General features: G+C 70.4%; 14 protein-coding genes. 6 read left to right on the forward strand and 8 right to left on the reverse strand.

Annotated features, from left to right (window positions below):
- Nucleotides 1-5 precede the first annotated feature (5 nt).
- Genes B7K21_RS00115 through B7K21_RS00130 form a run of 4 tightly spaced genes read right to left on the reverse strand, consistent with a single transcriptional unit; the run spans nt 6 to nt 3499 of the window.
- Entirely contained in the window at nt 6-1415 is a 1410-nt protein-coding gene (locus B7K21_RS00115) for a basic amino acid/polyamine antiporter (protein ID WP_307155642.1), read from the reverse strand.
- Between the two features lie 48 nt (nt 1416-1463).
- Nucleotides 1464-2183 (reverse strand): energy-coupling factor transporter transmembrane protein EcfT, encoded by a 720-nt coding sequence (locus tag B7K21_RS00120; protein ID WP_084072916.1) that lies wholly within the window; start codon nt 2181-2183, stop codon nt 1464-1466.
- Complete coding sequence (locus tag B7K21_RS00125) at nt 2180-2884, reverse strand: energy-coupling factor ABC transporter ATP-binding protein (protein ID WP_084072917.1); 705 nt, start codon at nt 2882-2884, stop codon at nt 2180-2182. The genes B7K21_RS00120 and B7K21_RS00125 overlap by 4 nt, the downstream gene beginning before the upstream one ends.
- Before the next feature lie 9 nt (nt 2885-2893).
- Nucleotides 2894-3499: a biotin transporter BioY gene (locus B7K21_RS00130; RefSeq protein ID WP_084072918.1), complete on the reverse strand. Its 606-nt coding sequence runs from the start codon at nt 3497-3499 to the stop codon at nt 2894-2896.
- 133 nt (nt 3500-3632) lie between these two features.
- Between B7K21_RS00130 and B7K21_RS00135 the strand changes: the two genes are divergently transcribed.
- The gene (locus tag B7K21_RS00135; protein WP_084072919.1) at nt 3633-5231 is read left to right on the forward strand and encodes an ABC-F family ATP-binding cassette domain-containing protein; all 1599 of its coding nucleotides are present in this window, start codon (nt 3633-3635) and stop codon (nt 5229-5231) included.
- Between the two features lie 6 nt (nt 5232-5237).
- On the opposite strand, the gene B7K21_RS00140 is transcribed toward B7K21_RS00135, so the two are convergent.
- Nucleotides 5238-5783, reverse strand: coding sequence for a hypothetical protein (locus tag B7K21_RS00140; protein WP_084072920.1), 546 nt, complete (start codon nt 5781-5783; stop codon nt 5238-5240).
- Nucleotides 5784-5857: 74 nt separating this feature from the next.
- On the reverse strand, nt 5858-6751 hold the full coding sequence (locus tag B7K21_RS00145) for an SURF1 family protein (RefSeq protein WP_084072921.1): 894 nt from the start codon (nt 6749-6751) through the stop codon (nt 5858-5860).
- A 150-nt stretch (nt 6752-6901) separates the two neighbouring features.
- On the opposite strand from B7K21_RS00145, the gene fabG reads away from it, so the two are divergent.
- The 4 genes from fabG to B7K21_RS00165 are packed head-to-tail and all read left to right on the forward strand — an operon-like array spanning nt 6902 to nt 9373.
- Complete coding sequence (gene fabG, locus B7K21_RS00150; protein ID WP_084072922.1) at nt 6902-7606, forward strand: 3-oxoacyl-ACP reductase FabG; 705 nt, start codon at nt 6902-6904, stop codon at nt 7604-7606.
- A 36-nt stretch (nt 7607-7642) separates the two neighbouring features.
- Nucleotides 7643-8410 carry an enoyl-ACP reductase FabI gene (fabI, locus tag B7K21_RS00155; RefSeq protein ID WP_084072923.1) on the forward strand — a complete coding sequence of 256 codons (768 nt, stop codon included), beginning with the start codon at nt 7643-7645 and terminating at the stop codon, nt 8408-8410.
- Nucleotides 8411-8414: 4 nt separating this feature from the next.
- Nucleotides 8415-8921 (forward strand): histidine phosphatase family protein, encoded by a 507-nt coding sequence (locus B7K21_RS00160; RefSeq protein WP_084072924.1) that lies wholly within the window; start codon nt 8415-8417, stop codon nt 8919-8921.
- Nucleotides 8918-9373 carry a hypothetical protein gene (locus B7K21_RS00165; RefSeq protein ID WP_084072925.1) on the forward strand — a complete coding sequence of 152 codons (456 nt, stop codon included), beginning with the start codon at nt 8918-8920 and terminating at the stop codon, nt 9371-9373. The genes B7K21_RS00160 and B7K21_RS00165 overlap by 4 nt, the downstream gene beginning before the upstream one ends.
- Here the strand turns inward: B7K21_RS00165 and serB are convergent.
- Nucleotides 9360-9989 (reverse strand): phosphoserine phosphatase SerB, encoded by a 630-nt coding sequence (serB, locus tag B7K21_RS00170; RefSeq protein ID WP_084072926.1) that lies wholly within the window; start codon nt 9987-9989, stop codon nt 9360-9362. The genes B7K21_RS00165 and serB overlap by 14 nt on opposite strands.
- Nucleotides 9986-11227 (reverse strand): glucose-1-phosphate adenylyltransferase, encoded by a 1242-nt coding sequence (locus tag B7K21_RS00175; RefSeq protein WP_084072927.1) that lies wholly within the window; start codon nt 11225-11227, stop codon nt 9986-9988. The genes serB and B7K21_RS00175 overlap by 4 nt, the downstream gene beginning before the upstream one ends.
- A gap of 72 nt (nt 11228-11299) precedes the next feature.
- Between B7K21_RS00175 and glgA the strand changes: the two genes are divergently transcribed.
- Nucleotides 11300-12502, forward strand: a complete 1203-nt coding sequence (gene glgA, locus B7K21_RS00180; RefSeq protein ID WP_084072928.1) for a glycogen synthase — start codon at nt 11300-11302, stop codon at nt 12500-12502.
- Nucleotides 12503-12511: the final 9 nt, after the last annotated feature.

Genomic DNA, 12511 nt, shown 5'->3' on the forward strand with positions numbered 1-12511 from the left:
CCGCGTCAGATCGAGATCGCGCCGGTGGCGAGCGCGACGACGGCGACAAGAGCGCCCGCGACCGAGAGCGCGCACAGGATGGCTTCGGCTCGTGAGAACACGCGGAGCCCCCGTTCGCGCCTCGCCCACACGTACAGGGCCGACGCGGGGGCGTACACGAGCAGCGCGAGCAGCAGATACGTGGGTCCGGCCGCGTAGACAAGGTAGGCGGTGTAGACGACGGCGACCGCAGCGATCGCGACGGCACCGCTGAGACGTCGGGGTCCGAGCGCCTCCTTGAGCCCGAATCCTGCGGTCAGCAGGTACGGCAGCAGCGCGAGGGCGCTCGTCAGTGCGAGCGAGAAGTCAAAGGCGCTCGAGGACAGGTGCGTCAGTACGAGGAAGACCTGCGTGGCGAGCGAGGACGCGGTGAGAGCGGCGATAGGGACGCCTCGCGCGTTCGTGCGAGCGAGCACGCGCGGCGCATCGTCCTGCGTGGCGGCCTCGAAGAGGACCTCGGCGGCGAGCATGAGCCACGCGAGGTAGGCGCCGAGCACCGAGATGCTCAGCCCGATGCCGATGAACCACACGCCCCACGCGCCGACGACGTGCTCGAGCACCCCGGCGACGGATGGCTGGCGCAGGCCTGCGAGTTCCTCGCGGGGCATGACGCCGTACGAGAGCATGGTGACCGCCACGAACAGTGCGAGCACCGTGAGGAAGCCCAGCACTGTTGCGCGACCCACGTCCTCGCGGCGCCGCGCATAGCGCGAGTACACGCTCGCGCCCTCGACGCCGAGGAACACGAACACCGTGACGAGCATGGTGGACCTCACCTGGTCTGCGAGGGGCCCGAGCGCGTCCGCTGCTGTCAGGTTCGTGACGAAGGTGTCCCACGAGAAGCCCGCGAAGATGAGCACGATGATGAAGACGGCCAGCGGCACGACCTTCGCGACGGTCGTGATGGCGTTGAGCACTGCGGCCTGCGAGACGCCGCGCGCGAGCAGCAGGTGGAACGCCCACAGGCCGAGGGTGCCGAGCGCGAACGCCCAGCCCGTGTCACCGTCGCCGAGCGCGGGCATCCATGTCCCGAGCGTCGAGGCGAGCAGCACCCAGTAGGTGACGTTGGCGATGCAGGCGGAGGCCCAATACCCGAAGGCGGAGAAGAAGCCGACGTAGGGGCCGAACCCTGCCTTCGCATAGGCGACGATTCCTGAGTCGAGGTCGGGGCGCCGCATCGCGAGGCGCTGGAAGACGAGCGCGAGCATCAGCATTCCGCCACCCGCGACGGCCCAGGCGAGCAGCGCGCCCGTCCCGCCCGCGGACTCGGCGAACGAGGAGGGCAGCGAGAAGATGCCCGCGCCGACCATCGAGCCGACGACCATGCTGGTCAGCACCGGCATCGACATCGTGCGGCGGGACGTCACAGCAGTCACGGTGTCCCCGATCAGAAGAGGGCCAGGCGAGTGCGGCCCACGACGAAACTATCGCGTGCGGCCGCGGCGCGCGCGTGCGGCCTCGCGGCGTGCGCGACGCGAGGCGGGCACCTCGTCCGCACGCGGAGCGTCGGCGTCGAGAGGGGAGTCGGCTTCGGCGGCCGCCGCGTCGGAGATGCCGCGCGCGTGCAGCGCGGCCCCCAGATCGAGCGCGAACCCGACGGTGCGGGTCGCGGTCGGCACGAGGATCGCGCGTGGCGACCGCTCGACCCCACGCGCCATGGCGGCCTGGCGGGACTCGCCCAGGAGGCGCACCATCTCGGGGATCAGGCGAATCAGGAGCGCGAACATCAGGCCGATGGTCTCGTGCGGCACGAAGCGACGCAGCGGTCGAAGCGCCGCGGAGGCGAGGTCGAGCATCCGCTCCATCGACGTGGAGGCAGAGACGGCTAGGGCCAGGAAGACCACGGTGGCAAGATCGGCGGCGACGTCCACGCCAAGCGCCCACTCGCCCCGCCAGAACTGGTACCCGGCCGCCATGACGGCGAAAAGCAGCGTCCAGGCCACGGCCGCGAGCGCCGGGCGCCACGGGGGAGCCGTAGAGATCAGCAGCAGCAGAGACGCGGCCGCGAGACCGAGGCTGGTGACGGGATCCTGGACGAACAGCACCAGGATCGCGACGGCGGCGAGCAGCGTGACCTTGAACCAGGCCGGCGCGCGGTGCATGGGCGTGCGCAGCGGCCGGTACATGCCGATCACAGGCGTCACGCGGACCCCTCGGCGGCGCGGCCGAACATGAGGTCGCGGTACAGCGCCACGGCGTCGCCGGGAGCGCCGTCGAACGCGACCTTGCCCTGGTCGATGACGATGGTGCGCTCCGCCCTCAGCGCCGAGTCGAGGTCGTGAGTGACCTCGATCAGCTGCACGGGAAGGGAGCGCAGCAGCGCGCCCACGTGGGCACGCCAGCGCAGATCGAGCAGGGTGGTCGGCTCGTCCGCGACGATGATCGACGGCGCGACGGCGAGCACGCCCGCGAGCGCGAGGAGCTGGCGCTGGCCCCCGGAGAGGGAGCTGACCGCCACGTCGGCCTTGTCGCCGAGCCCCAGGTCCTCGAGGGCCTCGAGGGCGGCGCGCACGCGCTCATCGCGCCGGGGCACGGTGCGCCGCAGCGACAGCATCACGTCCTCGGCCGCGGTGGGCATGATGAGCTGCGCGCTCGGGTCCGTGAAGAGGAATCCGACATTGCGGCGTACCTCACGCCCCTTCTTGACGGTGTCGAGGCCCTCGACCGTGACGGTGCCGGACGTCGGCTGGATGAGGCCGTTGATGAGCCGTACCAGGGTCGACTTGCCGGAGCCGTTCGCACCGATGATGGAGATGCGGCGCTCGGTCAGGGTCAGCGTCGTCGGCTCCAGGATGGTGATCCCGGAGTCGGGCGCGACGACGGTCGCGTCCTCGAATGCGATCATGCGTCAAGGTTAGGCGGTGGTGGCGGCCTCGCGGGACACGGGTGCCTCCACCGTCGGGAGCAGGCCCGGGTACGCGCGGTGGACGGCCGCGGCGGTGAAGGCCGCGACGACTACCTTGATGATGTCGCCCGGCACGAACGGCAGCATCGCGACCAGCACGTCGCGCGGTGCGACGCCGAAGCGTACGCCGATCCAGCCCCAGCCGATGACGTTGATGACGATGAGGGAGCCGACGGCGCACGCGATGAGCAGCGCGGGCAGGCCGAGGCGGCCCGCGCGTCGGGCGCTGCGGGCGATCCATCCGGTCACGAAGGCGCCCGCGACGAAGCCCGCGAGGAAGCCGCCGGTGGTGCCGGCCCACACGCCCAGGCCTCCCACGTGGCCGGCGAAGATCGGTGCTCCGGCGGTGCCCACGATCAGGTACAGGAGCACCGCCGATGCGCCGCGCCAGGGGCCTAGGCACGCGCCTGCGAGCACTACCGCGAAGGTCTGAAGGGATAGCGGCACTCCCACCGCGAGCTCGAACGCGGGCACGAGCGTCGAGGCGGCGATGAGCGCGGCGAAGACGGTGACGAGCGCGATGTTCGCGCCGGTGAACTGCTGGTGAAGCCTCATGTCTGCTCCCGGGGATAATGGTTGGCGGACACGTTACCGGCCCAACAAAGATTCGGGCCCACCTCCCCCGAGAATGCGTGAATCCTTGTGGGATTCCAACAAATGGGGTGCAGATGTCAAGGAGAGGGATTCTGTGATCGTCGCCCAGGGACTCGAGATGCGCATCGGTGCGCGCGTGCTGCTGCACCCCGCCTCGTTCCAGGTGGGGCCGGGGGACCGCGTCGGGCTCGTCGGACGCAATGGCGCAGGCAAGACCACCCTCACCAAGATCCTCGCGGGCGAGGGACAGCCCACGGCAGGCAAGGCCGTCCAGAAGGGCTCGCTCGGATACCTTCCCCAGGACCCGCGCACGGGCGACCTCGAGCAGATCGCGATGGACCGGATCCTCTCCGTGCGCGACCTGGCGGGGCTCATGCGCAAGATGCGAGAGGCCGAGGAGGGCATGGCGAGCGAGGACCCGAAGGTCCAGGAGAAGGCGATGGACGCCTATCCGCGCCTCGAGGAGCGCTTCCGCGCGGCAGGCGGCTACGCGGCCGAGTCGGAGGCCTCACAGATCGCCGCGAATCTCGGCCTCGACTCCCGCGTGCTCGCGCAGCCGATCGGCACGCTCTCCGGCGGTCAGCGCCGACGTGTGGAGCTGTCCCGCATTTTGTTCTCGGGTGCCGACACGCTGCTGCTCGACGAGCCCACGAACCACCTGGACGCCGACTCGATCCAGTGGCTGCGCGGGTTCCTCTCGTCGTTCCAGGGCGGTCTCATCGTCATCTCGCACGACGTCGAGCTGCTGCGCCAGACCGTCACCAAGGTCTTCCACCTCGACGCCAACCGTGGCGAGCTCGACCAGTACGCCATGAAGTGGGACCTGTACCTGCGCCAGCGCGAGGCGGACGAGCGCAGGCGTCATCGCGAGCGCGACAACGCGGAGAAGAAGGCAGCCGCGCTGATGGCGCAGGCGGACAAGATGCGTGCCAAGGCCACCAAGGCGGTCGCCGCTCAGCAGATGATCAAGCGTGCCGAGCGCCTCTTGGGCGAGACCGAGGGAGTCCGGCAGGAGGACAAGGTCGCGTCGCTGCGCTTCCCGACGCCGGCTGCGTGCGGGAAGACCCCGCTGCGCGCCGAGGGCCTGAGCAAGACGTACGGTTCGCTCGAGGTGTTCATGGACGTCGACCTCGCGATCGACAGGGGCTCGCGCGTCGTGGTGCTCGGGCTCAATGGCGCGGGCAAGACCACGCTCCTGCGGTTGCTGTCCGGCGTGGAGCAGCCCGACACGGGCGAGATCCAGCCCGGCCACGGGCTTAAGCTCGGCTATTACGCGCAGGAGCACGACACGCTCGACATGGCTGCGACGGTCGGGGAGAACATGGCGCACGCCGCACCCGACCTCGGCGAGACCGAGGTGCGCAAGGTACTCGGCTCGTTCCTGTTCTCGGGCGACGACGCCGATAAGCCCGCCGGCGTCCTGTCCGGAGGCGAGAAGACGCGCCTGGCTCTCGCGACCCTCGTGGTGAGCCAGGCCAACGTGCTGCTGCTCGACGAGCCGACCAACAACCTCGATCCGGCGTCGCGCGCGGAGATCCTCAATGCCCTGCGCACCTACGAGGGCGCCGTCATCCTCGTCACGCACGACGAGGGCGCGGTCGATGCGCTCGAGCCCGATCGCGTGCTGTTGCTTCCCGACGCGGTCGAGGACCTGTACAACGAGTCCTACCGCGACCTCATCTCGCTCGCCTGACGGCGCTCAGCCCGCCATCGCGGCGTCGACGAATCTCTCGGGATCCGCGTACAGCGCGAGCGACACCTGCAGGACGCCGTGGTGCACCCGCATCCATTCGCCCATGACCGGCAGCACGCTCACGGCCGTGACGGAATCGCGCTCGCACGCGAGCGACTCCCACAGGCGCCAGCCAGGGTCGCTGCGCGCACCCAGCGACGACAGCTCCACGAACTCGGCGTGCCGCTCGGCGATCCACTCGTCGATCGGCTGGGATGCGTCGTCGTCGCGCATCATCCCGAGCGCGCGCAGTTCGACCGGCCCCACGAGGGGGATGTCGGCGGCCTCCCGCCAGTGCTCGGTGGTCGCGCGGCGCCACACCTCGGCGAGCAGGCGTGCGTGGCGCACGCGCTGCACGTCGCGATCGCTCGCAAGCGCGACCTCGGGCGCGCAGGGCGGCACGTCCCAGGCGAACGGAAGGCACCACGCGTCGCGGCGGTACAGCAGGCGCGCCAGCAACGGCTCCCATCGGACCGTGAGAGCGGCTCCCTCGTCGGCGCCGTCCGGCTGCATCCGCTGCCCCTCGCTGACGGGCCGACGCGTGCGTCCCGCCTGAGCCCACGGTAGCCAGCGCGATCGCCACTGGTCTAGAGCGCGTCCTCGATCTCCTCGTCGCTGAGGGCACGCGCCCGACGCCGGGACGGCTTGGTCTCGACGCGCGGCGAGGGCGCCGGGCCGCCGGGGGAGCGCTTCAGCTCGAGATCGCGGCGCGTCAGCAGCACGGCGCCCACGGGTACGAGCGCCGCGAACGCCCACCACTGCCACGCGTAGCTGAGATGGGGCCCCAGCGACAGCGTCGGCAGGGGCACCTCGCCGAGCGGGCCGTCGTCCCTGCACAGCGTCGCGCAGTCCGCCGTGGCGACGACGTAGCCGGGCACGATCGCACCTGACGGTACGCGTACCTGGGCGGGCACGATGCGCGTCGCGCCGTCGTCGCGGCGCCCGTCGTCCGCCTCGAATTCGCGCAGCGTGCCCTCGAACGCCACCTGGCCGGATGGGAGGGCTGAGGCGAGTGCGGGCGCGGTCTCGTCGGCCAGGGAGGCCGGTGCCCATCCGAGGTTTACCAGGACGGAACCGCCGTCGGCGAGATCCACCCACGCGAGATACTGCAGCGCCGCCGCCGAGTCGACGGCTCGATTGCGCAGCTCCACGATCGAGTCAGGATCGATCGTGCCCGTGACCGTCACCGTGCGCCACTCGGCGTCCGCGGGGAGGCCGGCCCCAGCGTCGGGCGTGTCCCAGGAGGGGACTCCAGAGGCCGGGGCGACGTCCTCCACGGCGGCGACCGGCGCAGTGTGGTTCGACTCGAACTCGGCGATCGCGTCCGCGCGCGTCACGTGCCGCCCGTACTGCCACCGGCCCGCGATGACGCACAGCGTGACCAGCGCGGCGACCACCAGCGCCGTCACGAGCAGGCGCAGCCAGCCGATCTCGCGTGCGACCGCGAGAGCGCGTGAGGCGCGAGAGCCGGGGGAGTCCACCCCCCGATGCTATTGCCGCCGCCGCGCGCACCGAGCCAGGGCGTGGCACACCCGCGCGTGCCCGAGCATGCACGCGCCCCACAAAACCACTCGCAGATCCCGGGGGCTTCCACAGCCGTACGCCGCCCCGACTCGGCTAGCGTGGACGCCATGACTCGACATGTGGTGGTGACAGGAGCGAACCGAGGCATCGGCCGCGCGCTCGCCGAGGCCTTCGTCGCGAACGGCGACACCGTGAGCACGATCTACCGCGGGGGCGACCTTCCCGAGGGCGTCACCGGCGCCATCGCCGACGTCACCGACACCGACGCCGTCAACGCCGCGTTCGACGAGCTCGAGGCGCAGCACGGTCGCGTCCGGGTGCTGATCGCCAACGCGGGCATCACGCGCGACGGACTGCTCATGCGCATGAGCGACGAGGACTTCCAGCAGGTGCTCGACGTCAACCTCACCGGCACGTTCCGCTGCGTGAGACGCGCCGTCAACTCGATGATGCGCGAGCGGTTCGGACGGATCGTGCTGATCGGGTCCGTGGTGGGACTCATGGGCAACCCCGGGCAGGTCAACTACTCGTCGTCCAAGGCTGCGCTCGTCGGCATGGCCCGCTCGATCACTCGAGAGGTGGGGGCGCGCGGCATCACGGCGAACGTGATCGCGCCCGGGTTCATCACCACGGACATGACGGACGAGCTCCCGGACGACACGAAGAAGCAGTACGAGGCCACCATCCCCGCCAAGCGGTTCGGCGCCACCGACGACGTCGCCGCCGCTGCCGTCTACCTCGCGTCCGACGCTGCGGGCTACGTCTCCGGCGCGGTGCTGCCGGTCGACGGCGGCCTAGGCATGGGACACTGACCGACGGCTCGGCTCGAGAACACGGAGGAACACGACATGGGCATGCTCGAGGGCAAGAACATCCTGGTGACCGGAGTGCTGACGGAGGGCTCGATCGCCTTCCACGTCGCGCGGCTGTGCCAGGAGCAGGGTGCGACGGTGCTGCTGTCAGGCGTCGGACGCTCGTTGAAGATCACGCAGGCCATGGGTCGGCGCCTCCCCGTCGAGGCGCAGGTCGTCGAGCTCGACGTCACTGACGAGGAGCAGGTGGCCGCCCTCCCCGAGCGCGTGCGCGAGCACCTCCCGCACCTCGACGGCGTGGTGCACTCGATCGGCTTCGCCCCGCAGTCGGTGATGGGCGGCAACTTCATGACCGGCGAGTGGCCGGACGTCTCGACCGCCGTGCAGATCTCCGCGTACTCGCTCAAGGCGCTCGCGGCCGCGACGGCTCCCCTCATGAGCGAAGGCGGGTCGATCGTCGGCCTCACGTTCGACGGCCGCTACGCCTGGCCGGTCTACGACTGGATGGGTGTGGCCAAGGCCGCGTTCGAGGCCGTCTCGCGCTACGTCGCACGCGACCTGGGCCCGCAGGGGATCCGTTGCAACGTCGTGTCGGCGGGGCCGATCAAGACCACGGCCGCCAAGCACATCCCTGGCTTCGACCAGATGGAGTCCAACTGGGACACGCGTGCGCCGCTGGGCTGGGACTCGTCCGACCCGGAGCCTGCGGCGAAGGCCGTGACCGCGCTCCTCACGGACTGGTTCCCTGCCACGACTGGAGAGATGATCCACGTGGACGGCGGCGTGCACGCCATGGGACAGTAGGCGCGTGCCCACACTGATCCTCGCGCGTCACGCGAAGGCCGAGGCTCCCGCGCCCGGTCTTCACGACATCGACCGCGCGCTGGCGCTCATCGGACGCAAGGCATCGCAGCGACTGGGTGAGGCGCTCGTCGAGGCAGGCCTGACGCCCGATGCGGCGCTCGTGTCGCCAGCGACGCGCACACAGCAGACGTGGAAGCTCATGTCGGGCGCCATCCCCAGCTGCGAGTCGCGCACCGTGGAGTCCCTGTACGAGACGCACGTGCCCGGCGTGATCGAGGTGCTTCGGGGCCTGAACTCGCAGAGCGTGGTCGTCGTCGTGGGTCACGAGCCGACCTCATCCGCCACAGCCGCACACCTTGCGGGGCCGGGATCGGACAAGGCGTCGCTCCAGCGCGTGGCTCTCGGGCTGTCGACGGCGACTGCGGCAGTCCTCGAGTTCGACGGCGCGTGGAGCGAGCTCGACTCCCGTGGCGCGCGCCTCACCGCGGTGGTCTCCGGCCGCGACGTATGACCGCCGGACAACCTGAGGTCGCTGCGACCGCCGAGCTCGACACGCTGCGCTGGTGGCTCCTGAGATGGGGCCCGCGCGCGGACTCCGGAGTGATCCTCGCGGGAGAGCCAGACGCCGATGGCAACGGCCGCGTGGACGCCGCGACGCTCGCCGTCGCACTGCCTGTGCTGGCCATGACGCGCGACTTCGCTCCCGCCGACATGCAGTACCGCATGCATCGCGAGCTGCTGTGGGACGAGTCGTCTCAGGCGTGGGCCGCGTCCGCCCCGGTCGACGCGAGGGGTGTCGCCGCCAGCGCGCACAGACCGGCGAGCGCCGCTGCGACGCGCGTCGTGATCGACGCGCTGCGCACCGCGCTCGCCATCGGCGGCGACGCCGTGCCGGAGGAGATGCGTGGTCGCTGGGCGCGACAGCTCGACGAGCTTGTGGAGGCGCGCGTCAGCGCGGGATGATCTCGAGCGCCTCGTCGAGGCGCGGCCCGTTGAGCGCGACGTCGGCCTGCTGCTGCACCACGGGCTTGGCGTGCCACGCGATCCCGAGGCCCGCGGCGCTCATCATGTCCAGGTCGTTCGCACCGTCGCCGATGGCAGCCGTCTCGCTCAGCTCGCACCCCAGCTCAGCTGCGAAATCGCGCAGCGCTTGCGCCTTCGCGGCGCGGTCGATCACGGGACCGAGGGTACGTCCAGTGAGACGGCCGTCGGACACTTCGAGAGAGTTGGCGCGGAACCGCGTGATTCCCAAGCGCGTCGCGAGGTGCGCGACCACCTCGACGAAGCCGCCGGAGACGAGAGCGACCTCGCAGCCTCGTTCCTGCAGCCCTGCGATGAGCTCAGTGACGCCAGGGGTGAGCTCCACCTCGGCGAGCACGTCGGCGAACACGGTATCGGGCACCCCTGCGAGCGTCGCGACTCGCTGACGCAACGATTCGGCGAAGTCGATCTCGCCGCGCATCGCCGCCTCGGTGACGGCGGCCACCTCGGCGCGCGTGCCCGCCCGCTCGGCGATGAGCTCAATGACCTCCTGGGTGATGAGCGTCGAGTCGACGTCCATCACGACCAGTCGGGTCATGCGGTGACCACGGTGTTCTTAGCGACGACGGTGATGCCGGACTCCGTGACGGTGTAGCCGCGCGCGATGTCGGACTCGCGGTCGATGCCCACGCGCGCGCCTTCCTCGATGACGACGTTCTTGTCGAGGATCGCACGGTGCACCTGGGCATGGCGGTTGATCACCACGTCGTCCAGAAGGACCGAGTCCGAGACCGTGGACCACGAGTGCAGGCGCACGCCAGGGGAGAGCACCGAACCTGTCACGGTCGCGCCGGAGACGATGACGCCTGGCGAGACGATCGAGTCGGCCGCGTGGCCCAAGCGTCCCTCCTCGGAGTGGATGAACTTGGCCGGCGGGTGCGTGATGAGGCCCTGATGCAGCGGCCACTCGTCGTTGTACACGTTGAACACCGGCTGCACCGCGATGAGGTCCATGTGGGCGTCGTAGTACATGTCGAGCGTTCCCACGTCGCGCCAGTAGTCGCGGTCGCGGTCGGTCGAGCCGGGCACGTCGTTGCGGATGAAGTCGTAGAAGCCGCACGTGCCCTTGTTCACGAAGTAGGGGACGATGTCGCCGCCCATGTCGTGCTTCGAGCCGGGGTCGTCGGCGTCCGCGATGAGCGCCTCGAGCAGCGCGTCGGCGTTCGCCACGTAGTTGCCCATCGAGGCGAGGATCTCGTCGGGGCTGTCGGGCAGGCCCTCCGGGTCCTTGGGCTTCTCGAGGAAAGCGCGGATGCGGTCAGGGCTGGCGGGATCGATGTCGATCACGCCGAACTGGTCCGCGAGGCCGATCGGCTGGCGAATGCCCGCCACCGAGAACTCGGCGCCAGACTCGATGTGCGCGTCCACCATCTGCGAGAAGTCCATGCGGTAGACGTGGTCAGCGCCGACGATCACGACGATGTCCGGCTTCTCATCCTCGATGATGTTGACGGTCTGGTAGATCGCATCGGCCGAGCCGAGGTACCAGTGCGGGCCGCGACGCTGCTGCGCCGGCACCGGCGCCACGTAGTTGCCCAGCAGCGGCGACATGCGCCATGTCCGCGCGATGTGGCGGTCCAGGGAGTGGGACTTGTACTGCGTCAGCACGACCACGTGCAGATAACGCGAGTTCACCAGGTTCGAGAGCGCGAAGTCGATCAGCCGGAACGTGCCTCCGAAGGGCACGGCGGGCTTCGCGCGAGAGGCGGTGAGGGGCATCAGACGCTTGCCCTCACCTCCGGCAAGGACGATGGCGAGAACTTTCGGCGCTGACATACGTCCAGCATAGGGGGACCGGCGCGCGCCGCGTCGGGCGCATCGCCGAATCCGAGGCGATAGCGTGGGAACATGCGAGTCGACATCCTCACCCGTGAGTACCCGCCCCACGTCTATGGAGGCGCCGGGGTCCACGTCAACGAACTCGCGGCGGTGCTGCGAGCGCATGCGGACGTGCGCGTCCGTGCGTTCGACGGCCCGCGCGACGAACCGGGAGTGACCGGCTACACGGCGCTGGGCGGCGGAGTCGGTGACGCCTCGCTCGACGTGCTCGCTCACAACCTGCCGATGGCGAAGGACTGCGCGGGCGCCGACCTGGTGCACTCGCACACGTGGTACGCGAACATGGCGGGTCACCTCGCGAAGACCCTGCACGGCGTGCCGCACCTGATCTCCGCGCACTCGCTCGAGCCGTTGCGGCCGTGGAAGGCCGAGCAACTGGGGGGTGGCTACCGCGTCTCGAGCTGGATCGAGCGCACCGCCTACGAGGCCGCGGACGGGATCATTGCCGTGAGCGCCGGCATGCGCGAGGACGTGCTGCGGTCGTACCCGGCCGTGGATCCCGACAGGGTGCACGTCATCCACAATGGCATCGACGTGGATGGCTGGGCAGCGCCCTCGACGGACGCCGAGCGGGAGGCCGCCGACGCCGTGGTCGCCCGCTATGGCATCGACCGGTCGCGCCCCGCGATCGTCTTCGTCGGCCGCATCACGCGCCAGAAGGGCCTGCCGTACTTCCTCAAGGCCGTCGAGCAGCTGCCCAAGGACATCCAGGTGGTGCTGTGCGCGGGTGCGCCCGACACGAAGGAGATCGCCGCCGAGGTCTCGGGTGCCGTGGCACAGCTGCAGGAGACGCGTGACGGCGTGGTCTGGATCGAGCAGATGCTGCCCAGGCCCGAGCTGGTGGCCGTGCTCGATGCGTGCACCGCATTCGTGTGCCCCTCGGTGTACGAGCCGCTGGGCATCGTGAACCTCGAGGCGATGGCAGTCGGCCTGCCCGTGGTCGCCACGGCCACGGGAGGCATCCCTGAGGTCGTCGTGGACGGCCGCACAGGGACGCTCGTCCCGATCGAGCAGGTCCAGGACGGCACGGGCACTCCCTTGAACCCCGACGCGTTCGCGGCTGACCTCGCGGCCGCCCTCACTGACATGGTCTCTGACGAGGCACGCGCCCGGGAGTGGGGCGCGGCGGGCCGCAGTCGGGCGGCGGAGCACTTCTCCTGGGAAGCGATCGGCGAGCGCACCATGGCGCTCTACCAGCGCGTCCTCGGCTAGGCTCGCGAC

The organism is Demequina sp. NBRC 110052 (assembly GCF_002090075.1).
GTDB lineage: Bacteria > Actinomycetota > Actinomycetes > Actinomycetales > Demequinaceae > Demequina.